The sequence below is a fragment of the uncultured Methanobrevibacter sp. genome, from assembly GCF_902788255.1.
Lineage (GTDB): Archaea > Methanobacteriota > Methanobacteria > Methanobacteriales > Methanobacteriaceae > Methanocatella.
Window position 1 is genome coordinate 1 of record NZ_CADAJR010000006.1, and the last position, 23126, is coordinate 23126.

A 23126-nucleotide genomic window follows, 5' to 3' on the forward strand; every position below is an offset into this window, starting at 1 on the left:
CATAAATGGTTGTTAAACCGATGTTTCCGCGGGGATAGCCTAGAAAATACTCAATAAACGATTGAGCAATAAAAATAAAACTCTAGGAATCCTCACCTTTTATAAGGCGAGGTTGTTCAAACAAATATTTTGAATTAATATTCATGAAAAGAAAAAGTAGCTATTAATTATATATAACTTAAAAATTAAATCATTAATTAATTAAAATTATTTTGGAGAGAGATTATATGAAAGGAGATGTATATTACGGAAAAGGAATTAGGGAACTTGAAGGAGAGTATCCTGATTTGTATAAACTGGTATCTGACTTGAACAATACTGTTTGGGACGGTAAGGTCATTGACTATAAAACCCAAAAATTGATCGCTATTGGAATTACAGCATCACGTGCAGATCCAAGGGCTACCAAAAAGCAAATGAGAAGTGCAATTGAAGTACTGGGCATCACAAAAGACGAAATCGTTGATGTTTTAAGAGTAGTTCTTCTAACTTCAGGTATGCCTGCATTTTCCAAATCACTTCAAATCTTGAATAGTGTTGTTGAGGCTATTGAAGAGGAAAGAGAAGATAAATCCTAGTTTTTCTCTTTTTTTTATCTTTTTTTTTACTTAAATAATATTTAGGCTAATATTTGACGCAATATCTCAAATATAAAGAATCCAATAAAACATACCATCCCATAATTTAGGAATATTGTCTTTAAGGGCAGTTCTGTTTTTTTCGGTCTGAATTTGGCGATACCGTAAAAACCGATTATTAATGTTATGAAAATTATCAGTAGGTAACCCATAATCAGTGATGCGTCTAAGAGTGTGCCTCCTGTTTGCAGGTGCATTGCGGATTGTCCAACAAATAGGCTCACAACCGAACCCATAAAATTCACGATTCCATGCAGTATAATTGAATATTTGATGTTTCCTGTTTGTGTATATACATATGCCAAAAATCCTCCAAGAAGCAATGCATAACAGAATTGGTTCAGGTTTCCATGGAAAAGTGCAAACAGCACTGCGGACAATACAATTGAAACATTTGCTCCGTATTTTATTGTTCTGTCAATCAGGATCTTTCTGAAAAACAGCTCTTCAAATATTGGGGCAATTATGCTTATTATTATTAGATTAAACCAGATGTTAGTATTGTTTATGAGATTTTGAACTGGATTTGCAATGTTATTGTGGATTGCACCACTTAACAGGTCTGTAATGAATAATCCCACGGTATTTCCAACCCACATCAGGCTCAATGCAATCCCTGCATATAATATGAATGTTTTTATGCTTAGGGTTTGTTTTTCCATATTTTGTACTTCTATCTTTTTCATTAGCCAGTAGAATATTGGAAACGGCAGTAGATAATTGCAGACTGATGTTATGGCGGTTAGGATGTTGATGTCCTGTAGGACAGTCGGATTTGTTAAATGTATGATGTTGACTATAATTATTTGACATATTATTGCAACTATTGCCATTGTCAGATAATTAAATCCTATTTTTGAGAAAACATTGTTGGTCATTTCCAATTTTTCACCTTTTGTTTTTTTAATCATTATTTTACATTAATCTATATAAAAGTGCCTATTAAATTTTTAGGCATACCAAAATATTTATATATCATATGGCATAAAGTTAGGTATACCTAAAAATTGGAGGATTGTATTTATGGGAAGACATGGTAGGGGACATGGATCTATCGGATTGGAATTGGGAATGCACTTGTTTTCTGAATTTTTGAAATCATCACATAAGTCTCGCTGGCGTATCGGCAATGATATAAAAAGATGCACATTGTGCGGTAAATGTGAATTTGTGTGTCCTGTAAATGCGATAACAGTCAGTGTACACAATAAAACATGGACTTTAAACAACAGAAGATGCACACAATGTCTGAAATGTGTAATGAAATGTCCGACCCGTTGTCTTGACCAGGTTCGACTATAATTATTTTTAATGAAATATTTTTTTGGCATCACTAAAAATTATTTTGATGCACGTAAATTATTTTTGTATTTAACTCCATAATTATTCTTTGATTTACCTAAAAATATCTTAAAAACGAATACTTTAAATATAATGAATTATTTAATACCTATTGTCTGATAACTAATGTAAATCGCAATTATTTTTTAGGTTTGCATAAGTTTTGAGATCAGGTTCAAATATCTTCTAGTTGAGCGGAAGTTTTTGTTTCCAGCAATAAAAATTTTTTAGGTATGCCTAAAATTATATATATATTTAAAAACAAATATTGAAGATGCTGAGTAATTCAATTTTAAAAAATTATTAGGAGAGTATAAAATGTTAAGAGACGATATTTTAAAAACTTGTACAGAACATAAACATGCTTTAATATTTGCAGCAGGAGTTGCAACCGCTTTAGTCGGAACCAAAATTATTAAATCCAAAGCTTTCAAAGATGCAACAACCAAAGGAATGGCTACTGTAATGTCTGCTAAAAAAGATGCTGAAGAATGCTTCCAGGACATGAAAGAAAACGCTGAAGACATTGTTGTTGATGCAAACGCTGAAACCAAAAAAGAAATCTACGTTGAATCAAAAGAATAGATAAGTTCTTTCATTAAATTTTATTTTTTCTTAAGTGGTAAGAATGAAATATAAAGTAATGCATGATAATGGCTCTCGTTTAAGAGTCCGTGCCGGCCAATGGGCCTTCACCAAGGAGGAAGGTTATGGTCTCGCTTCATTACTTTTAGACCAAGGTTTTATCCATGAGGTATTCACATCCCATAGGAATGGTAGTATCTTAATTTACTATGATGGAAGCATTGAAAACAAGCAAAAGATTTTTGATATCTTGGATTCAATCACTCTTGATGATTTGTTTGAATCCGAACCGACTCAAACTCAGGTTTCAAAGGAAATCAGTGAAGACTTCTATCTAAGGCTGACAAAAATGATCTTGCATAGGGGAGTATATAAGCTATTCCTGCCAATGCCTATCAGAAATGCTTTAACAATTTACCATGCTATGGAATATGTCTGGCACGGATTGGACAGCTTGACCAGTTTCCGTGTTGATGTGGCCTTACTTGATGGAGCAGCAGTTGCTGGTGCATTATTACATAAACAGTATCAACCGGCAAGTTCAATGATGTTCTTATTGTCCATCTCCGACGCTTTGGAAGATTATACAATACAAAAAGCCAAAAGCACATTGAAAGACAGTTTGGCTTTAAATATTGATGCTGTCTGGGTAGTCGGAGAAGATGGTGAGGAAAAACAATGCCCTGCTGTAGACATCGACAAGGGTGATAAAATCAAAGTCCATATGGGAGATGTAATTCCTGTGGATGGTAAAGTAGTTGAAGGAGACGGAATGGTTAATGAGGCTTCAATGACAGGAGAACCATTGGCAATCCATAAAAGCCCTGGTAAAACAGTTCACGCAGGAACTGTTATAGAAGAGGGTAATCTGATTATTGAAGTCTACTCAATGAACAAGGAAACAAGATTGAATAAAATCATCGACTTGATTGAAAATTCAGAGGAGCTCAAAGCTGAAACACAAAGTAAGGCTGAAAAACTCGCAGATTCAATCGTGCCGTACAGTTTCCTTGCAACAGCGCTGACCTATCTGATTACCAGAAACCCAACCAAGGCATTGTCTGTTCTGATGGTTGATTTCTCATGTGCAATCAAGTTGACAACTCCATTGTCAATCATATCTGCAATGCGTGAGGCATCAGACAACAGGATGATGATTAAGGGTGGTAAATTCCTTGAGGCATATGCAAATGCCGACACAATCGTATTCGATAAGACCGGAACATTGACCAATGCAACCCCTAAGGTTGTTGAAGTCATTCCAATGTCCAAAAGATATGACCGTGATGAAATCCTTAGAATGGCAGCATGTATCGAGGAGCATTTCGCACACAGTATTGCAACAGCAATCGTGAAACAGGCTGAAGAGGAAGGCCTCAAGCATGAGGAGGACCACAGTGAAGTACAATATATTGTGGCTCACGGTATTGCAACAGAATACGATGGAAAACGTGCCGTAATCGGATCCAAGCACTTCCTGTTCGATGACGAGAAAGTCAAGATGACCAAGACTCAAGAGAAGAAAGTCGAAAAAGAAGCAAAAGAACACTCTGTTGTTTACCTGGCAATTGACGGAAAACTTGAAGGACTCATCTGCATCGATGACCCTGTGCGTGAAGAGGCAAAATATGTCATCGAGGAGCTCAGGAGCTTGGGCATTGAAAATGTCATAATGCTTACAGGTGACAGTGAAAGCGGTGCCAAGGCCGGAGCTAAGGCATTAGGAATCACTGAATACAGATCACAGGTACTTCCTGAAGACAAATCAAGAATTGTTGAAGAGCTTAAGGCTGAGGGTAAAACTGTAATCATGGTTGGAGACGGTATCAATGATTCTCCTGCACTTGCAGCCGCTGATGTGTCAGTTTCAATGAAAAACTCATCAGACATTGCACGTGAAGTTGCAGACATATCCCTGCTTTCAGATGACTTATACGACCTTGTAACCTTAAGGAAACTAAGTACAGGAATGTTGGATAAGATCAACACCAACTACCGCAACATTGTGGCCGTTAACGGTTCACTTTTAGTGCTTGGTGTGGTAGGTTTGATTTCACCGTCAACATCATCAATGATACATAACCTGTCTACAATGATGTTCGGTGCATTGAGTACAAGATCTGTACTTAAGGACAGAGATTTTACAAATGACATTGAAGTAGAGGCCGTTGAAGTGGCTGACGCTTCATAATTTTTTTCTTTTTTTCAAAGTTTTCATACTTTCACAAAATACAAATTATATTTCTAATCTTAAATCACATATTTTAATCTATAAAAGATGCATGTAAGTGCTTACTTGCATAATTCTTTAATAAATAGTTTATTCAAAAAATAAGGTGCAAGCAAGTGCTTACTTGCAAAAATACTTACAAATTTTCCAAAAAAGCCATTATTTTTTTGATTTTCAATCCCATTTTTCTACAAGATGTGAATTTCAAATTATTACCTCACAACTATAAATTATAAAAAGCAGTAAGTCATAATTATTAATGTATAAAAATTTTAATTAAGTGATTAGATGTTAAAAAATTATAATAATAAGTTTATTCCATTAATTTTACCAATATGTTTAATCATTTTTTGGTATTTAATAACTGAAGGATTAGGCCTTGTCAATCCATATATTCTACCTGGTCCAATAACTGTTGTTGAATCAGCATGGACCCTAATATTAAATGGAAAGCTTCTCACAAATACCTTGGATACTTTATACAAAGTGTTTGGAGGTTTAATATTGGCATCTGTTGTAGCTATTCCGCTGGGTATACTGCTTGGTTGGTATAAGACTTTAGAGGATATTGCTACTTTGGTTATCAGTATTTTGAGACCGATTCCTCCTGTTGCATGGATTCCATTTTCAATTTTATGGTTTGGTATAGGAATGTTTCCTGCGGTATTCATTATTTTCATGGGTTGTGTATTCCCGATATTGGTTTATACAATTGATGGAGTTAAAAGAACAGATAAGGTTTTAATTGAATCTGCTCAGACACTGGGAGCAAGTGATTGGAATGTTTTAAGAAGGGTAATATTGCCTTCAACAGTTCCATACATCGTTTCAGGTTTGAAGGTTGGAATAGGTATTGCATTGATGTGTACAATTTCAGCTGAGATGGTTGGTTCAAGCAGTGGTTTGGGTTATATGATTTTAACAGCTACAAGTTTATTTGATCCAGGTACAACTGTAGTCGGTATGTTAGATATTGGTATAATTGGTATTGTATTTGATTATGTGTTTACCAAAGCACAAGATAGGATATTCTGGTAGGTGTTATAGTGTCAATTGAGGTAAAAAATATTAACAAATCATTCAAAAGTAAAAAAACCAATCAATTATCTGTTTTGGAAAATATTAATTTAACCATTGATGACGGCGAATTGGTCTGTCTTTTAGGTCCTTCCGGATGCGGTAAAACAACTCTTTTGAGACTTATTGCTGGTCTTGACCAGCCTACTTCCGGTGAGATCGTTGCAAATGGGGAAGTTGTTGAAAAGCCGTCCGGTGACAGGGCAGTTATTTTTCAGCAGTATTCACTATTCCCATGGCTTACTGTATTGCAGAATGTTACCTTCGGTTTGGAGATGACAAAGAAGGGTTCCAAGGAAGAAAACATTGCTGCCGCTGAAAGATATTTGACAAGTGTCGGTTTAATTGACTTTAAGGATAGCTATCCGCATGAACTTTCAGGTGGTATGAAGCAGAGGGTTGCAATTATTAGATCTTTGCTTAATCATTCACCAATCTTGCTCATGGATGAACCGTTTTCTGCATTGGATATGCAAAATAGACATAAGCTTCAGGAACAGCTTATAGGGGTTTGGAAAAGATTTGAAAACACAATCGTTTTTGTAACTCACGATGTCGATGAGGCGGTATTTCTTGCGGATAAGATTGTTATTCTTGACAGGAACCCTGGAAGAATAGCAAATATAATTGAAGTGGATATTGAAAGGCCAAGAAAAAGAGACTCTCCGGAGTTTATTGCCCTTCAGGAATCCATTGTTGAGAATTTGGATATGGGAGATTAGTTTTGTAACTAATTTTCTTAAATTTCTTTTTTTATTTTTAATATTTCATTTTTAACAATTTCAACGCATTTTTCATCGTTTTCATTTAGTCTTACAGTATTTTCGGCTTGCATATCATGCTTTTTTAATAATTCGAAAACATTTAAGTTGTATTCTACACTTGCATCCTTTGTTTTCAGTATTGTTTCGGGACAGCAGTTGTCACAACCGTTGACTGCAATAACTGTGTTTTGACGGGCCAAATCTATGAATTTCTTGAAGTTTCCGCCACTTGCAACAACACAGCAGTATTCAATGTCATCGTTTTCAACACTTAAATCGTAGACGCTTGCACGTGAAACCTCACCTCGTGGGTTCATTCCGCTGCATGCGCATAAAACTGTTTTTTCACTCATTCTATCACTATAATTTGGCTATTAATGTTCCATGATTTCCGTTTTTTATTCCTTCATAGACATAGTCAAGTGCCTTTTGAATGGATGTGTGCAAATCATTTTCTTTTGAAAGGTAGGCGACGATTGCAGCTGAGAGATTGCAGCCGGTACCATGGAGGTTATCGGTTTCAATAAGTTCCTGCTTTTTAAAGGTGGTTTTGCCGTTGATGTTGATGGTGTTCCATCCGTCTAGATGTCCTCCGGTAATCAGGCTGTCACATTTAATCATTTCGGATGCCTTTGCTGCATCCTCCTTATTTTCAATTTTTATTCCGCTTAGCTTTTCTGCTTCAGAAACGTTGGGTGTGGTAAGGATGGATTTTGGAAGAAGATATCTGTTGAATGCGTCGGCAATGTCCTCTTTTGTCAGGTTTCCTCCGGATGTTGCAACCATAACAGGATCAACAACTGCCTTCAGGTTGTATTCCTTGATCTTTTTTGACACTAACCTGATTATTTCAGGTGAGTAGAGCATTCCTGTTTTTATGAATTCAACATCATATGAATCGAGAACGGCATCAATCTGTTCTGAAATGTAATCCGAATGCACAGGTTCTGTTGAAAAGAATTTATAGGGATTCTGTGCAGTAAGGGCAGTTACAATGCCCGTACCGTAAACTCCTATTGCCTGGAATGTTTTCAAATCTGCAAAAACCCCTGCTCCTGCAGACGGGTCAACCCCTGCGATGCTCATCACAATCATATTATCCTCTTGTAACGTTTATTCTTGTGATTTCTCTTGAGGGTTCAAACTGCACCTTAAGCTCTTTAAGGTATTTTCTGGTGTGTGTTTTTTCACCATGAATCATGATTTCTCCCAGATCTTCAGCGGTATTGACATCCAATGCCATAAAGAATGAATCATGCACCTGAGGGTTTAATTTTTTCCTTTCGGCGGCCTGCACATGTTCCTTATAGCTGAAACCTTCATATCTTGTATGGATTGCCATAGGCTTCATGATTATCATGTTTGTTCCTCCCCCTTTGGCCGGAACAATGATGAAATCCAGATTTTTTGAAGCGTCAATCAGTATTTTTATATTTGTCTTGCCGATTAGCGGGATGTCTGACGGGACAATCATTATTTTTCTGGTCTTTCCCTTGCAGTATTTCATTGCCTGTGTCAATGCCTTGTTCAGGTTTGAATTTTCATTTTCAAGGATTGTGTCCACATTAAGCTTTTTGGCGTAATCCAGCACGTCCTCATCCCTGCTGATTATGAAAATTTTGTCAACATGTTTTTTCAGGGCATCAGTTACGTCCTGAAGCATTACCTTTAATAGTTTTTCCCTTTCATCGGGTGATAAGAATGGGGATAATCGAGTTTTAGCATTTTTGAACTGTGTTACTGGTATTATTGCATAAATGTTATCCATATTATCACTAGTAAGTTTTAGCTATCAGTGCAATGTATTTGGCATCCTTTCCGCTGGCTATACATTTGCCTTCAGAGACTTCCTCCTGAATACCCAATACGTCATATCCTGTTTTTTCCTCGATTTCATGGCCGACTTCCTCTTCACCGCACCAGTAGAATCTGACTACATTTCCTGATTCTACAAGTTCAGGAATTTCTTCAAGGGTGTTTGCGAATTTAACATGTTCCGCCTGGAAGTCCCATGATTGTTTGGAAAGGCTTTCGGATGATTGTTCTAATAAATCAATAACGTTGTCAGCGAGATTGTCATCCAATGCAAGTTCTATTTTCTCTTCAATGTCCCTTTGCATGGCAACTGTGATGTTGTTTTCCAAATCCCTTGGACCCAATTCAAGTTTGATTGGTGTTCCTTTAAGTTCCCAGTCATTGAATTTTTTACCAGGTCTGATGTCACGGTCATCGAGATTTACTCTCAGACCTTTTGCTTCAAGTTGCTCCTTGATTTCAGCGCATTTTGCAAGAACTTCCTCTTTTCCTTTTTTAAACAATATAGGAATGATTGTCACTTGATTTGGTGATACTTTAGGTGGCAGGCGCAATCCTTTATCGTCCCCGTGCATTCCGATGACTGATGCGATTACCCTGTCGGATACTCCTGCACAGGTTTGATAGACAAGTTTGTGCTCTCCGTCCTTGTCCTCAAAGGTTATGTCAAATGTTTTTGCAAAGGTTTGACCTAGATTGTGGATTGTACCAATCTGAAGTGTTTTACCGTTTGGCATGATTACATCAAAAGCCATGGTGTAGTCTGCACCTGGGAACTTGTCCCATTCAGGTCTTTTGGAAATCAGATATGCAATGCCCAAATCATCAAAGAATTCCTTGTAAATTTTAAGGAAGTCTTCAACTTGTTCGTCTGATTCCTCTTTTGTAGCATGAGCTGTATGCGCTTCCTTGAATGTTGTGATTTCACGGACCCTTATTAATGGTCTGGTGTGTTTTGTTTCGTATCTGAAAGTGTTGACGATTTGATACATTTTGATTGGCAAGTCAATGTGGGTTCTAATCCATAATGAGTACATAGGATAGATTGCTGTTTCACTGGTAGGTCTGAGTGCAAGGTGTTCGTTCAAGTCCCTTTGGCCTCCTTTGGTTACCCAGTATACCTCGTCTTCAAATCCCTTAACATGTATTCCCTCTTTTGCAAGTTCACTTTCAGGAACAAGCATTGGGAACAGCACTTCATCATGGTCCTTGTCCAATAATTTTTTTATAATGTTCATGGAATGTTTTCTTATCTGAAAACCGTATGGTCTCCAAACTGCCATTCCTTTAATAGGATATCTTGAATCTGTTATATCTGCTTGTTCTAAAATATCATGAAACCATTCATCAAAATTTTCCACCATATCACCTAAAATATTTTTATAATATTAAATATTCTGTTTTTAATAAGTATTAAAGTTATTTAAAGAAAAGTTATTTATAACTACTTTTTACATATATATTAATGTATAATTTTTTTTAGGAGATAATATGAGCAATAGGAAAATACAAATGCCTCGTGAAGTTTACATCGATCCGGGTATTATAAAGGATACCGCTGAGATTTGTAAGAATCTACGTTTGGATAAAAAGATTTTAATTGTTACAGGCAAGCATACCTATGATGTAGGGGCCATGCCTGTGATGGAAAGCCTTGAAAGGGCAGATATTGAATTTGATGTTACAACAGTGGACAGGGCAACCTATGAATCAATATCTGAAGTCGAAGAACTAATCACACCCGACACCACCGTTTTGGGAATTGGTGGCGGAAAGGTCATTGATGTGGCCAAGCTGTCTTCACACAATCAGGGCGTTTACTTCGTATCCATGCCTACAACCGCTTCACATGATGGAATTGTATCTCCTTTAGCTTCAATAAAAAATCCTAATACTTCAACTTCCGCCAAAGCTCAGTCTCCAATAGCGGTAATAGCAGATACCGAAATCATTGCACAGTCTCCTTTCAGACTGTTGTCTGCAGGATGTGCGGATTTGATTGCAAACTTTACTGCAATTAAGGATTGGGAATTGGCCCACAGGCTAAAGCATGAGCCGATAAGTGAATCCGCAGCCGCATTGTCAATAATGTCAGCTCATCTGATTACCGATAATGTTGCAAACATCAAGCCGAACCTGGAGGCCAGCGCAAGAATTGTCATGAAATCCCTTTTCAGCGGTGGAATGGCAATAAGCATCGCAGGTTCATCAAGGCCTGCAAGCGGATCCGAACATCTCTTTTCACATGCATTGGATAAGATTTTGGATAAGCCTGCCCTGCATGGTGAGCAATGTGGTATTGGTACCATACTGATGATGTACCTTCATGGCGGTGATTGGAAGGCAATAAAAAGGGCACTTGAAGCTGTACAGGCTCCAACTACTGCCAAAGAAGTTGGAATTAGTGATGAGGATATTATTGAGGCATTGGTGATGGCTCATAAAATCAGGCCTGAAAGATACACAATACTTGGAGACAATGGAATTTCAAAAGAAGCAGCATATGAATTGGCTCAAAAAACAGGGGTGATTGAATGATTACATTAATAGGAAAAGATTTAGCGAAAGAAGGTCAGGAATTTGTATTTCTGGGTCCTGCTGATGAGTGTGAAAACTGTAGATTCAAATCATCCTGTATTGGAAACTTGGAGCCTAACCGCAAATATGTCGTTAAGGAAGTTAAGGAAAACGAACAGAACTGCCCAATACACTCTCAGGGTAAAGTAATACCTGTAAGTGTGGATTTGGCACCAATCGATTTGCTTACAACCTCTAAAAATATTTTCGAAGGATCAACATTTACATATAATGCTCCAGATTGTGATGAAAAATGTGATTTTCACGATTTGTGTTTCCCTGATGGATTGATCGAAAACGACAAGTGCATCGTTTTGGACAATCTGGGAAAACATGAGGGTAAATGTAAAAAAGGATATAAACTCAATAAGCTTACTTTAGGATTTGTGATTTAAGATGAAAAATACCAGTAGTAATAGTTCCAGTAAGAAAAATGCAGGGTATAAGGCTGCAGAATATGTTGAAGATGGAATGGTTTTAGGTCTCGGTACCGGTTCAACCACACATTTTTTCATTGAAAAAGTCGGAATGCGTATTAAAGAGGAAGGCATAAAAGTAATGGGAATTCCAACATCTTTCCAGTCATTGTTAATCGCTAAGGAATGGAACATTCCAATTACCACTCTTGAAGAGCATGACATCGACCTTTCAGTTGACGGTGCAGACGAGGTTGACAGTGAATTCAACCTGATTAAAGGTGGAGGGGCAGCACATACCAAGGAAAAAATCGTTGATTATGCTGCAGATAAATTCATAGTCATTGTGGATGAGTCCAAAGTCGTTGATGAACTCGGAACATTCCCTGTGCCTGTAGAAGTATTGCCTGATGCGTCCCGTATGGTAATGAAGACTCTCGAGGATATGGGTGCCACTTGTGAGATAAGGATGGCTCAAAGAAAGGATGGTCCCGTAATCACCGATAACGGAAATTTCGTCATTGATGCCAAGTTTGATGAGATTGAATCACCTGCCCATTTGGAAATTGATTTGAATTCAATTCCAGGGGTTGTTGAAAACGGAATATTCTCACAGATGGTTGATAAGGTAATCGTTGGAACTGATGACGGCACAAAAGAGTTATAGTGATATCATGAACATGTTCATTCCTCCTGAATTGAAGGATATGTTATATAAAATCGCAATCGTCTTCGGTGCTTTGATAGTGCTTTATGGTGTGTTGTGGTTACTTGTTACATTGGGAATAATTCCAGCTCTTATTGCAGCCATATTTCCACAGATAGTTCTCATAATCATAGGATTATTCATAATCTATGCTGCAATGGAGAGAAAAAACAAATATTATTAATTATTTTTTAAAAAAAAATTTAAGAAGAGAATTGATCTCTTCTATTTTTTAACTAACTTTTTCCTTTTTTCTTTTTTTATTTATAATACTTTTTACAGATTATTAATTAATGATAATTCAAAAATCTTTAAAATTAAACACTTCTAAAAACTTTGAAATAATCGACATTACCTCCGCAATCAACGATCTAATAGATATAGACAACGGAATCATATCAATTTTTTCAAGGCATTCCACAACTGCCATTGTCGTAAATGAAAATGAAAGTGGCCTTTTAAGCGATTTTGAGTTCATGCTGGAGAATCTGGTGCAGGATAAGTTCACCTATGAGCATGACAGGATTGACAATAACGCACGTTCTCATCTGAAATCATTTCTTTTGTCATCAAGTGAGTGTCTGCCTATTAGAAATTCCAGACTTGATTTGGGCACCTGGCAGTCAGTGTTTTTCGTTGAACTTGACGGACCCAGAAGCAATCGAACATTAAGTTTAACTATTATAGGAGAGTAATATATTAATAATGTGTGAATAAATGGAAGTGGTATTATGGTAGATGATGATGTATTAAAGGTATATGGCTATATATTGAGCTCTTCTTATAGGAGCAAATCTGTAAAATCTCTCAGCAAATCCGATAAAATTCCAACGGAATTGGCTCATGATATTGGAATAAGATCCAATCATATATCTAAGGTTTTGCATGAACTGAAGGATTGTGGTGTTGCCGAGTGCATCAATGAGGAAAAACGCAAAAACAGAATATACAAGCTGACACCTAAGGGTGAAAGTATAGCTAAACTCATTGAATAACCTTGTTTTTTTCAAGTGGTGATGAGAAATTGAGGCGATGGACAATAATTCTAATACTTTTCATAGTATTTCTACTAATTCTGATATTTCTTTTCAATAATTATGATGCCTCGCCTACAGTTGACCATTACTCATATATGGATACCCAAATGAGAAAATTGTGGTATTGAAAAAGAATCTATTTGTTGATAAATTCAATTTCAAAAGCAATTACCGGATATTCCAATGTGAAATTGCTGATAACTTCAGGGGATACCTCACCAAAGAAACCTTCAATCCTACCGTTTAAGGCTTCACCTGCAACGTCGGCAGCTCTTCCTTCAATGAATGTCATGTTTTCACTGTCACTGATTTCCATACTGTATCCAAGATTGGACAATATGCTTGTAACGACAGACTTGATTTCAGTAAAGTTTGCAGTTGAGTGACAAATTAAACCTGCTAATTTTTTGGATGAAACGGTCTTGTTTTCTTTTGTTTCATCAAGATATAAGACATCTCCGATTTCAAATATCTTTTGAGGCAAGTCCTCATGCTTGTTGTCCTCTAAAAATTCCATAAGGCTATTGATCAGACTTGTTCTAATCATTGTTCTGTCGATAGTGATTGGTTTTGCAACCTGCACGTGAGGCTTTTCTTCCTGATTCATTTTGGTGTAGTGTGCATCCTCACTGGTAAGCATCAGACTCATTACTTCCTGGAATCCCATACCAATCATTACTTCACGGATTGTTGATTCTGCACTAAACCAGTTGTTTTCATAGGCTACTGTATTGATGTTTGGAAGTTCAGCTTCAATTGCATTGATGTGGTACTGAACCGCAATGTTTTCGACGATATCGACTTCATGAAGAATGTCTACCCTGTAGGCAGGTATGATTGCCTTTACCTCATTGTCGTTTAAGATTTCAGCATCGAAACGTGCCTTTTCAAGCAGTCCTTTTATGTCTTCTGCAGTCAATTCGGTTCCGCCAATCAATTCATTGGCTGTATCAACATGAACGTTCATCTCTTGAGGGGTCAAATCTGGACTTATGATTGTCTTGTCTTCATATTTGACTTCCATACTTTTTATCTGACCTCCAACTTCAGCAAATGATGAACAGATGATGTTTAAAGCCTGGTTGACTGCTCTTTCATCAGTACCGGTTACATCAACAATGATGTTATGGGTGTCTTCCTTGATTTTGGTAAGTTCACCGTTGATGATTGGTGGCATGGACAATACCTGATCGTCCTTGTCCAGAATTAATGGATACTTGTCAAAGTTTTCAATTAAATGAGCGTAATCCTTACCTTTGTCATGTTCGGTTAGGATTTCATCAGGAGTCATTTCGCTGTCCTTTTCTAATGGAACAAATGCATTTGCGTCTTTTGGAGTTGCAATGTATTTGAATGGAGCGTTAACAACATCTGCATTGTGGATACCGATTGCAACCTTTTTCCTGTCTCTTCCGATAACCCAATGGAGGTTTTCCTGGAAATCCATAATGTATTTTAATTTATCGCCAGTGAAGTCAACATTATCAATTTTTGCAAATGCAATATATGGTCTGATTTCGGCAACTTCCGCTTCAACAATCACTTCCTCATTGGAAGGCACTACCTTATAGTCTGGAAGTCCTGTTTCCTGACCGATAAAACCTTTAAAAGATCTAGCCACACCTTCAACGGACAGGTTGTCCGGACGGTTTGGGAAGAATTCGACCTTGATTTCCTCATCGTCGAAATCCTCGATATCACTTGACATCATAGGTAAAGTGTCTATCAGTTCATCTTTTTCCATATCTATTCCTAAATCTTTTAAATCTTCGTATTTGAATGTTATAACTGGCATTTAATAACTCCATTAATTTATAATCCATATATTAAAATGAAAAATAGAGATTCAACTACAAAATGAAGGGCTCTATGTTCCAACTCGCCCATGTCCCTTATGAGGATGGTGTGAGTTACATCTATAAAAAAGTGAATGAGAGCTGCAAGAATTCCTATGGTCGGATTGAGGAAAACTATGGATACAACTATGAAATGAAATCCTGCTTCCATCAATTCATGGGATACCCAAGTTTGCCATGTTGAATGGGTAGATTGCTGAATCAAACCACCTAGGATAATGTAGAAGTTATTGAAGACTTTCCACATTAGTGTGGTGTGCAATACATCACTTATAGCCAATACAATGGCAACATAAAACCATATTAAGTTCATTTTAAACAGTCCTCTATAGATTTATAATATTAGTATTATGATTTTGATATATAATATAGTTAACTATTCAATTTAAAATTGTTTTCATTTCATATAATTTCTCGATTTCTTGAATTTTCAATTAATCTTTTAAATAATAAAAGACATATCTAATAATATTATTTTTACTTACTTTAACTAGGAGAAAATACATGTCAAAAGAAGAAATTCCTAAAGACTATGACTTTAAAAAAGAAAAAGCATGGGAGCAAAAATGGGAAGATGAAGACATCTACAAATACATTGGAGATGGCTCTCGTCCTAGATACATTATTGACACTCCCCCACCATACCCAACAGGTTCCATTCACTTGGGACATGTCTTAAATTGGGTTTACATTGATATGAATGCAAGATACAGAAGACAAAAAGGTAATGATGTGCTGTTCACCCAGGGATGGGACTGCCACGGTCTTCCAACTGAAGTAAAGGTTGAAGAAACTCATGGAATTAAGAAAAATGATGTTTCAAGAGCAAAATTCAGAGAGTTATGTGTGGATTTGACCACAGAAAACATTGCAAAAATGAAATTCCAAATGAGGGCAATGGGTTATTCACAGGACTGGACCCGTGAGTTCGTAACAATGACTCCTGAGTACATGAGAAAAACTCAGTATTCCTTTTTGAAGATGTATGAGGAAGGACTTATTTATCAGGGAAAACACCCTGTAAACTGGTGTCCTCGTTGTCAGACCGCTATTGCATTTGCTGAAGTTGAATACTCAGACAATATCACATTCCTGAATTACGTTAATTTCCCTCCTGCTGTGGAGGATTCATATGATGATATTGCATCATCACAGGCATCAGGTAAACAGGCTGATCCTAAAGAGGAAGGAATTCTGATTGCAACAACAAGGCCAGAACTCATGTCTGCATGTGTGGCCGTTGTAATCCATCCTGAAGATGAAAGATACGCTCATCTTTTAGGAAAATACGTTGAAGTTCCTCTATCACATCAGAAGGTTAAAATCATTGCAGATGAAGAGGTTGACCCAGAATTCGGTACAGGTGCAGTAATGATTTGTACTTTTGGGGACAAGACTGACGTAAGCTGGGTTCAAAAGTATGACCTTGAAGTCATTGATGTCATGGATGATGCAGGACTCTTGACCGCAGCTGCCGGAAGATATGAAGGAATGGACCTGCAATCCTGTAAAAAACAGACAATCGAAGACCTGGATGAAGAAGGATACCTCTTAAAACAGGAACAGGTCGACCAAAATGTCGGTCAGTGCTGGAGATGTAAGACTCCTGTTGAAATTCTTTTAAAAGAGCAGTGGTTTGTAGCGGTACGTGATTTAATCGAAAAGACCAAAACTGCAGCTGATGAGATGAAATGGGTGCCTGAACACATGAAATCCCGTATGGTCAACTGGGCGGATTCAATGGAATGGGACTGGTGTATATCAAGACAAAGGATATTTGCAACACCGATACCTGTATGGTACTGTAAGGACTGCGGTAAAGTGATTTTGCCTGATGTGGAAGACCTGCCAATCGATCCAACTGTCGATAAGCCTAAACATGCATGTGAATGTGGCTGTGAAGAATTCATTGGCGAAGTGGACGTGCTGGATACCTGGATGGACTCATCAATTTCACCTCTATCAATTGCAGGATGGCCTGATGAGGATTACATTAATCATTTCCCATCAAATATCCGTCCGCAAGGACACGACATCATCCGTACATGGGCATTCTACACCACACTTAGATGTATAGCATTAACCGGTCAAAAACCGTTTGACGATATTGTAATCAACGGTATGGTATTCGGGGAAGACGGAAACAAGATGTCCAAGTCAAGACCTGAATTTGTTGTCGGACCTGAAGAGGTAATCGAAAAGTATGGTGCAGATCCTTTAAGAACATGGGCTGCAAACAGCGTACCTGGTTCTGACGTAATATTTGACTGGAAAGACATCAAGCACGGATACCGTTTCTTAAGAAAATTCTGGAACGCTTTCAGATTCATAAGCATGCAAATCTTTGATGAAGAGGTAAGCTATGAAGAGGTTAAGGACAATCTCGGACCATTGGACCATTGGATTTTGTCAAAATTGAACAACTTGAACAAAACAGTTGACAACGCATTTGCAGAATACAACTTTGCTCAAACAATCACTCCAATCGAAAGGTTCTTCTGGCACGATTTCTGTGACGAGTACATTGAAGCTGTAAAATACAGATTGTACACCGATGTTTCAGATGAGTCAAGACGTGCAGCTAAATATACCTTAAGGACAGTAGTGGAGACTTCTTTAAAATTGCTTGCTCCAATCGCACCGTTCTTTACAGAAGAGGTATACCAATACTTCTCAGATGAATCAATCCATACCACACTATGGCCTGAAGTGTATGAAGAGCTTATCAGTGAAGAGATGGAAACCAAAGGTGAAACAACCGTTGAGCTGATTGATGAGGTCAGAAGGTTCAAGTCAGCATCCAAAATCCCATTGAATGCAGAACTTGCAGAAGTGAACGTATACACTTCAGATGATGATTTGGTTGATGTATTCAATCAGTTTGATTCAGACATCAAAGGTACATTGAAGATTAATGATTTGAATATCAGCTCAGGAAAACCTGAAGTTCATGAAAAAATCATTGAAGTTGAACCTGACATGTCACAAATCGGACCAACATTCAAAGGCGATGCCGGTAAAATCATCGGATACTTAAAATCCACTGATATTGATGAAATCGGTTCCGTTTTGGATGAGAATCATGAACTTGCAATCGGTGATATTGTAGTTCCTGAAGATATGTTGAATATTAAAAAGGAGATTGTTGGAGCATCCGGTAAAAAGGTTGACATCCTACAATCCGAAAACTTAGATATGATCGTGGAAGTAATTAGATAATTACTTCACAAATTCTCTTTTTTTTTAAATTTAAATGTTGTAAATGTTTACTGCATTCATTTTAACTTCATCTTTCTTTTTGTCATATCCTTCCTCGAGATAGAAGCTAACTTTAATTCCTTCCCTATATTTATTTGGATCTCCCTTAAACTCAAAGCCGTTAAAGAAGAAGTCTTCACCATCGTCACGTTTGATGAATCCTGTTTTTCCATGAGGCATTATACGTTTAATGGTTCCGTAGTTTGGCTGTTGGGTTTTGAATTTCATTTCCTTCCAGAAACTTTTAAGTTCCTTTTCAATTTTCCAGTATTCTGTATTTTCCATGTCAAAACCTGCAGAGGAGATTTTTTCTTCCAAATCATCTTCAATTCCCCATTCGTTATGCAGTCTGATTGAATAGATTAGGTAGGAATGTTTGAGGGCAATTTCCGGATAGTCATCTTCAAGAAGATCCTCAAGAAGGGAATACAATTTGATTTTTTTGTCACTGTCGCCACGGCTTAAAGCAGCGGATATTGCATATTCGAGTGATTTTTCATTGTCTCCATTGAAGAAGTAGTTTTCAGCAATTTCCCATTGGATATACCAGTCTTTTTTGGTTTTGAATATGTCTTTGAGGCATGATATTGCTTCATCATATTCTCCGATTTCCCTTAATGACCTTGCAATTCTCCATTTAAACCAGATGTCGCTGTTGTTGGTGAAGTTTGTAAGTTCCTCAAGTGCCCTTTTGGAAATTTCAAGGCATTCATCAAAGTCTTCAACTTCATAATATGATTTTGAAACCCAGTTGTAATATTTTTCCCTGTTTGAGGCCATTGTAACTTCACGGCCGTCAGCAGTGGTGAATTTTGATGTTTTTGTACTTAAAAAGTTGGGATTTAATCTGTCCGCCCATACCAGGAGGTTTGCATAATCATTTTTCTTGTACAGGTAATCCATGAGTTTCATCATGGACATTGTATATGCACATACTCCGTCTTTTTTAGAGTGGTCTTCTTGCGGCACCAGTTCTGTAATTAGATCCACAGCTTCGAACAAATCTGTTTCATCTTCAGGAGTCTTAACGTATAATTGGTATAATGCCCAGCTGTAGAATCGCTTGTCCCAGATTGTAAATGCCTCTGGCTTTTCATCGTAGACTTTTTCATATGTCTCTTTTGCATCCACATAATTTTTGCTTTGATAGTTCTTTTTTGCTTGAGCCAAATCCTTTTTGATGTCTTCACTCATTTTCATCACCATGAACTCTATGTGTATAAGTTGTTATGACAATTATTTAAATGTTTATATTGTTTTTTATTATCTTAAAGCAATATTGTAATGGCTTTGTTTTTATTTAAACTCAAGTAAATATTGTTATTTGCTTATTAAAACTATATATATGACTAGTTAGATAATTAGTAAGTGGAGATGAGAAAAAGTTTTTTTTCAGTTCATTTTAGGAATTTAATGTTGGTTTTCATAGGTTGTTTTTAAAATTAGATTCCTTCATCACTTCTTTATCATTATCTCATCTTCATTTTATTCCAAATCATTTTCAATTTCCCTTATCACCTTTGCCGGAACTCCAACGGCCAGGCTATTGTCTGGAATGTCCTTTGTAACCACCGCACCGGCACCAACGACGACATTGTTTCCTATAGTAACTCCAGGTAAAATCACAACGTTGGCTCCCAGCCAAACATCGTTGCCGATTCTTATTTCGCTTGCTTGTCCTAGATGTTGTCTTCTTTTTTTGGGGGATAATGGATGGCCGACAGTTGTGATGGTGGTGTTTGGACCGATCATGACATTGTCTCCGATATGGACTTCATTAATGTCAAGAATGGTCAGGTTAAAGTTTCCTGTAAAATTGTTTCCAATGAAAATGTTTTTTCCGTTATCAAAGCAGAATCGTTTGGCAATCCAAACCTTTTCACCAATTGAACCTAAAATTTCACTTAAAACCTCATGCTGTTTGTCCAAATCATCTTCGGGAAGAGAATTGAATATGTTGGCATTTTCAATTGCATCTAGTTTCATCAGTGAGATTTCTTCATCGTCATAGCAGTATTCAAGTCCTGCCAGCATTTTGTCAAATTCTTTCATAATTAATTATTTGTTTTATATTTAAAAAATATTTGATGATAATGTGGCATGTTCTTCAGTCAATCAGATTATCAATCTTGTCGAATATTTCCTTGTAGTTTTTGAATATAACTCTGTTTTCATCCTCATTTTTTGACATCAATGTCATTTTAAGCTGATTGTCGCTTTCAGTGATTTTCACAAGATCGTCTTCGGATGAATTCTTAATCAATGATTTGATTTCATTGTAGTTGTCTTCGGTTAGATTGTATCTTCTGAGATGGTTAAAAACATCCATTGCATGAATGAGTCCATTTTCCGGTCTGTCAATGCATGATGAGAGTTTGATTTTTGTTACCATATAATACGGAGCTTCGATTTTGTCCCTGCGAAGCACGATTGAAATTTTTGAAATCACATGGTCATCACTGCAGTTTTCATTAATGAATTTAAGCAGTTGAAACTGTTTTATATTTGCATCATCGTTCATGAAAGTCATGATATTATATTCTTTTTGAAAATATTTAAGTGTTGAATTTTTTAATTTCCATAAATTTAATTAACTAAGGAATTTAAATCTTATTACATAAAAGTTAGAAGAGAAAGGATAAGTCATAATCTTTGGTAGGATAAAATGATTCTTAAGGTAAAAAATATTTCAGAAATCGGTGGGGTTGTTAAGGCGCCACCGTCTAAAAGCTATTCTCACAGAGCAGTAATTCTAGCCAGTTTGGCTAATGGAACATCAAAATTATATGATATGCTATTTTCAGAAGATACCTTGGCATCAATTAGGGTATGTGAAGCGTTAGGTGCTAAAATCAATAGAACTGATGATTATCTTGAGGTAATTGGAACCGGAGGTAAGTTGCATAACTCCTGCGATGGTCCGATTGATCTTGCAAACTCAGGAACAACATTGAGACTGATGACCAGTGTTTCCGCATTGTCTGACAATGAGGTAATTTTAACAGGTGATGATTCTCTTCAAACCCGTCCAATGGGGCTTTTAATGGACGCTTTAATACCTTTGGGTGTGGAAACGGAATCATTGAAGGATAATGAAAAAGCACCAATATTGATTAAAACGGGTTATTCTGGTGGGGAAACAAACATTATGGGAAATGTGAGTTCACAGTTCATCTCATCAATCATTATATCTTCACCATTGTCCGATAAGGGTGTTACATTATATGTCTTGCCGGAATTCAAATCAAAGCCTTATGTTAATATGACTTTGGACATCATGAGGAAATTTGGAGTCAAGGTGCTGAAAGGTTATTATTTGAAGCATGAGTCCTGTGATAAGACACATCAGAGTTGCCGAATTGATGAGTTTAAGATTTTAAAACAGAATTATGATGCATGTGATTATACTGTTGAAGGAGATTATTCCTCCGCTTCATATCTGTTGGCATTGATAGCAATTAATGGGGGACAGGCCAAAATCAGGAATCTGTTCCGTGATTCAAAACAGGGTGATAAGGTCATTTTGGATATTCTGCAGAAAATGGGTGCTACAATTGTTCGTGGAGATGACTACGTTGAAATTGCATCAGAAGGTAATCTCAAGGCCATTGATGTTGACTTGTCAAATGCACCGGATTTATTGATTACAGTTGCGGTTTTGGCAGCAATGGCTGAAGGAACTACAAATATCACTGGTGTTGCCCATGCAAGGGTTAAGGAAACCGACAGGATTGATACCACTTGCCGTGAATTGGAAAAATTGGGATGTAAACTCATAGAAAAAGAAGATGGAATGAGCATCACTGGTGGTGTAACATCAGGTACTGTGGATTCCCATGGCGATCACAGGTTGTCTATGGCATTTAGTCTTATCGGCCTTAAACATGACATTAAGATAACAAATGGGGAAGTATTTGATGTGTCCTTCCCTAATTTTATTGAAGCGATGAGCGAACTTGGATTTGAATTGGAGCTAGAAGATGAATAAGGAAGAACGTGTAATTAAGCTGATTGAAGAGTTGGAAAGTGTTTTTACAATCAGGGTCTTTCATGACCATGACCCTTACAAGGTGCTGATTAGGACAATACTGTCCCAAAGAACCAGGGATGAAAATACCGATCAGGCAGCCAACAATCTCTTTGACAAGTATCCTGATATTTATGCAGTTGTTGATGCCCCGATTGAGGATGTAAAAAAGCTCATCAAACCTGCTGGTTTTTATAATGTTAAGGCTTCCCGTATTCAGGAGGTTTCACGAATCTTAATTGACCAGTATGGTGGTGAGGTGCCTGATACCGTTGAGGAAATGATTAAGCTTCCGGGTGTAGGCAGAAAGACTGCAAATTGCGTCATGGTTTTTGCCTTTGAGCTTCCGGCTATTCCTGTTGACACTCATGTTCACAGGATTTCCAACCGTCTGGGACTGGTTGATACTAAAAATCCTGATGATACTGAAGTTGAATTGTGTAAAATTGCTCCAAAGGATTTGTGGATTAAATTGAATGATTTGATGGTTCAGTTTGGTCAAAACATCTGCAAACCAACATCTCCTCAGTGTGAAGTTTGCCCATGCACAGAAATTTGTGATTATTTTGGTGAAAATGTTTAATTAATTATTTTAAGGAGATTTGATTGAATTATGGTGGTTTAATGAGATCTCAAAATTCTAATTTAAGATTGGATATAGGAAATCATGTTAAATTCTATAAGACATGACCATTCCAGTGTAGCAGCATATCAAAATATGATTGACCAGTTTAAGATGATTGGGAATCTTTTGCCAATAATATTTTTTAATATTTGTTGTGTCAGTTGCTGTAAATCT

The 23126-nt window shown here is 36.9% G+C and carries 25 protein-coding genes; 15 read left to right on the forward strand and 10 right to left on the reverse strand.

The features are described 5' to 3' along the window. The first annotated feature begins 227 nt into the window (after window positions 1-227). Window positions 228-578 carry a carboxymuconolactone decarboxylase family protein gene (locus tag QZV03_RS02255; RefSeq protein WP_296874087.1) on the forward strand — a complete coding sequence of 117 codons (351 nt, stop codon included), beginning with the start codon at window positions 228-230 and terminating at the stop codon, window positions 576-578. A 41-nt stretch (window positions 579-619) separates the two neighbouring features. Here the strand turns inward: QZV03_RS02255 and QZV03_RS02260 are convergent, their stop codons facing one another. Continuing rightward, entirely contained in the window at window positions 620-1516 is an 897-nt protein-coding gene (locus QZV03_RS02260; RefSeq protein ID WP_296874088.1) for a CPBP family intramembrane glutamic endopeptidase, read from the reverse strand. A 145-nt stretch (window positions 1517-1661) separates the two neighbouring features. On the opposite strand from QZV03_RS02260, the gene QZV03_RS02265 reads away from it, so the two are divergent. The 5 genes from QZV03_RS02265 to QZV03_RS02285 all read left to right on the forward strand — a co-directional run bounded on the left by QZV03_RS02265 (window position 1662) and on the right by QZV03_RS02285 (window position 6593). Continuing rightward, a complete protein-coding gene (locus QZV03_RS02265; RefSeq protein ID WP_296874089.1) occupies window positions 1662-1940 on the forward strand; it encodes a 4Fe-4S dicluster domain-containing protein in 279 nt (92 codons plus the stop codon). Window positions 1941-2297: 357 nt separating this feature from the next. Further along, the gene (locus QZV03_RS02270) at window positions 2298-2564 is read left to right on the forward strand and encodes a DUF6110 family protein (protein WP_296874090.1); all 267 of its coding nucleotides are present in this window, start codon (window positions 2298-2300) and stop codon (window positions 2562-2564) included. 43 nt (window positions 2565-2607) lie between these two features. Next, on the forward strand, window positions 2608-4755 hold the full coding sequence (locus QZV03_RS02275) for a heavy metal translocating P-type ATPase (protein ID WP_296874091.1): 2148 nt from the start codon (window positions 2608-2610) through the stop codon (window positions 4753-4755). 327 nt (window positions 4756-5082) lie between these two features. Continuing rightward, window positions 5083-5832 carry an ABC transporter permease gene (locus QZV03_RS02280; protein ID WP_296874092.1) on the forward strand — a complete coding sequence of 250 codons (750 nt, stop codon included), beginning with the start codon at window positions 5083-5085 and terminating at the stop codon, window positions 5830-5832. 8 nt (window positions 5833-5840) lie between these two features. Then, window positions 5841-6593: an ABC transporter ATP-binding protein gene (locus tag QZV03_RS02285; protein ID WP_296874093.1), complete on the forward strand. Its 753-nt coding sequence runs from the start codon at window positions 5841-5843 to the stop codon at window positions 6591-6593. A gap of 17 nt (window positions 6594-6610) precedes the next feature. Here QZV03_RS02285 and QZV03_RS02290 read toward each other — a convergent pair whose 3' ends face one another. The 4 genes from QZV03_RS02290 to proS are packed head-to-tail and all read right to left on the reverse strand — an operon-like array spanning window position 6611 to window position 9814. Continuing rightward, on the reverse strand, window positions 6611-6988 hold the full coding sequence (locus QZV03_RS02290; protein WP_296874094.1) for a putative zinc-binding protein: 378 nt from the start codon (window positions 6986-6988) through the stop codon (window positions 6611-6613). A 7-nt stretch (window positions 6989-6995) separates the two neighbouring features. Further along, window positions 6996-7730, reverse strand: a complete 735-nt coding sequence (gene thiD / locus QZV03_RS02295; RefSeq protein ID WP_296874095.1) for a bifunctional hydroxymethylpyrimidine kinase/phosphomethylpyrimidine kinase — start codon at window positions 7728-7730, stop codon at window positions 6996-6998. A gap of 1 nt (window position 7731) precedes the next feature. Further along, window positions 7732-8403, reverse strand: a complete 672-nt coding sequence (gene cofC, locus QZV03_RS02300; protein ID WP_296874096.1) for a 2-phospho-L-lactate guanylyltransferase — start codon at window positions 8401-8403, stop codon at window positions 7732-7734. Between the two features lie 7 nt (window positions 8404-8410). Continuing rightward, complete coding sequence (proS, locus tag QZV03_RS02305) at window positions 8411-9814, reverse strand: proline--tRNA ligase (RefSeq protein WP_296874097.1); 1404 nt, start codon at window positions 9812-9814, stop codon at window positions 8411-8413. 127 nt (window positions 9815-9941) lie between these two features. Here proS and QZV03_RS02310 point away from each other — a divergent pair, with 127 nt between their 5' ends. From QZV03_RS02310 to QZV03_RS02335, 6 genes are all read left to right on the forward strand, one after another. Next, window positions 9942-10988, forward strand: a complete 1047-nt coding sequence (locus QZV03_RS02310; RefSeq protein ID WP_296874098.1) for an NAD(P)-dependent glycerol-1-phosphate dehydrogenase — start codon at window positions 9942-9944, stop codon at window positions 10986-10988. After that, window positions 10985-11422 (forward strand): UPF0179 family protein, encoded by a 438-nt coding sequence (locus QZV03_RS02315; protein ID WP_296874099.1) that lies wholly within the window; start codon window positions 10985-10987, stop codon window positions 11420-11422. Before QZV03_RS02310 ends, QZV03_RS02315 begins: the two co-directional genes overlap by 4 nt. Before the next feature lies 1 nt (window position 11423). After that, window positions 11424-12110, forward strand: a complete 687-nt coding sequence (rpiA, locus tag QZV03_RS02320) for a ribose-5-phosphate isomerase RpiA (protein WP_296874100.1) — start codon at window positions 11424-11426, stop codon at window positions 12108-12110. Window positions 12111-12117: 7 nt separating this feature from the next. Then, window positions 12118-12333 carry a hypothetical protein gene (locus QZV03_RS02325; protein WP_296874101.1) on the forward strand — a complete coding sequence of 72 codons (216 nt, stop codon included), beginning with the start codon at window positions 12118-12120 and terminating at the stop codon, window positions 12331-12333. 109 nt (window positions 12334-12442) lie between these two features. Then, the gene (locus tag QZV03_RS02330; protein WP_296874102.1) at window positions 12443-12844 is read left to right on the forward strand and encodes a secondary thiamine-phosphate synthase enzyme YjbQ; all 402 of its coding nucleotides are present in this window, start codon (window positions 12443-12445) and stop codon (window positions 12842-12844) included. Window positions 12845-12880: 36 nt separating this feature from the next. Next, window positions 12881-13144: a transcriptional regulator gene (locus QZV03_RS02335; protein ID WP_296874103.1), complete on the forward strand. Its 264-nt coding sequence runs from the start codon at window positions 12881-12883 to the stop codon at window positions 13142-13144. A 178-nt stretch (window positions 13145-13322) separates the two neighbouring features. Here QZV03_RS02335 and pheT read toward each other — a convergent pair whose 3' ends face one another. Together pheT and QZV03_RS02345 are read right to left on the reverse strand one after the other, a co-directional pair. Continuing rightward, window positions 13323-14981: a phenylalanine--tRNA ligase subunit beta gene (pheT, locus tag QZV03_RS02340; RefSeq protein ID WP_296874104.1), complete on the reverse strand. Its 1659-nt coding sequence runs from the start codon at window positions 14979-14981 to the stop codon at window positions 13323-13325. A 17-nt stretch (window positions 14982-14998) separates the two neighbouring features. Beyond that, a complete protein-coding gene (locus QZV03_RS02345; protein ID WP_296874105.1) occupies window positions 14999-15355 on the reverse strand; it encodes a hypothetical protein in 357 nt (118 codons plus the stop codon). Window positions 15356-15546: 191 nt separating this feature from the next. On the opposite strand from QZV03_RS02345, the gene QZV03_RS02350 reads away from it, so the two are divergent. Continuing rightward, window positions 15547-18261: a valine--tRNA ligase gene (locus tag QZV03_RS02350; RefSeq protein ID WP_296874106.1), complete on the forward strand. Its 2715-nt coding sequence runs from the start codon at window positions 15547-15549 to the stop codon at window positions 18259-18261. A 30-nt stretch (window positions 18262-18291) separates the two neighbouring features. On the opposite strand, the gene QZV03_RS02355 is transcribed toward QZV03_RS02350, so the two are convergent. From QZV03_RS02355 to QZV03_RS02365, 3 genes are all read right to left on the reverse strand, one after another. Continuing rightward, window positions 18292-19494 (reverse strand): DUF7017 domain-containing protein, encoded by a 1203-nt coding sequence (locus QZV03_RS02355; RefSeq protein ID WP_296874107.1) that lies wholly within the window; start codon window positions 19492-19494, stop codon window positions 18292-18294. A 291-nt stretch (window positions 19495-19785) separates the two neighbouring features. Continuing rightward, the gene (locus QZV03_RS02360; protein WP_296874108.1) at window positions 19786-20352 is read right to left on the reverse strand and encodes a sugar O-acetyltransferase; all 567 of its coding nucleotides are present in this window, start codon (window positions 20350-20352) and stop codon (window positions 19786-19788) included. 55 nt (window positions 20353-20407) lie between these two features. Further along, entirely contained in the window at window positions 20408-20830 is a 423-nt protein-coding gene (locus QZV03_RS02365; protein ID WP_296874109.1) for a hypothetical protein, read from the reverse strand. 135 nt (window positions 20831-20965) lie between these two features. On the opposite strand from QZV03_RS02365, the gene aroA reads away from it, so the two are divergent. Both aroA and nth read left to right on the forward strand, forming a co-directional pair. Next, complete coding sequence (aroA, locus tag QZV03_RS02370; RefSeq protein WP_296874110.1) at window positions 20966-22288, forward strand: 3-phosphoshikimate 1-carboxyvinyltransferase; 1323 nt, start codon at window positions 20966-20968, stop codon at window positions 22286-22288. Next, window positions 22281-22910 (forward strand): endonuclease III, encoded by a 630-nt coding sequence (nth, locus tag QZV03_RS02375; RefSeq protein WP_296874111.1) that lies wholly within the window; start codon window positions 22281-22283, stop codon window positions 22908-22910. Before aroA ends, nth begins: the two co-directional genes overlap by 8 nt. Window positions 22911-23126: the final 216 nt, after the last annotated feature.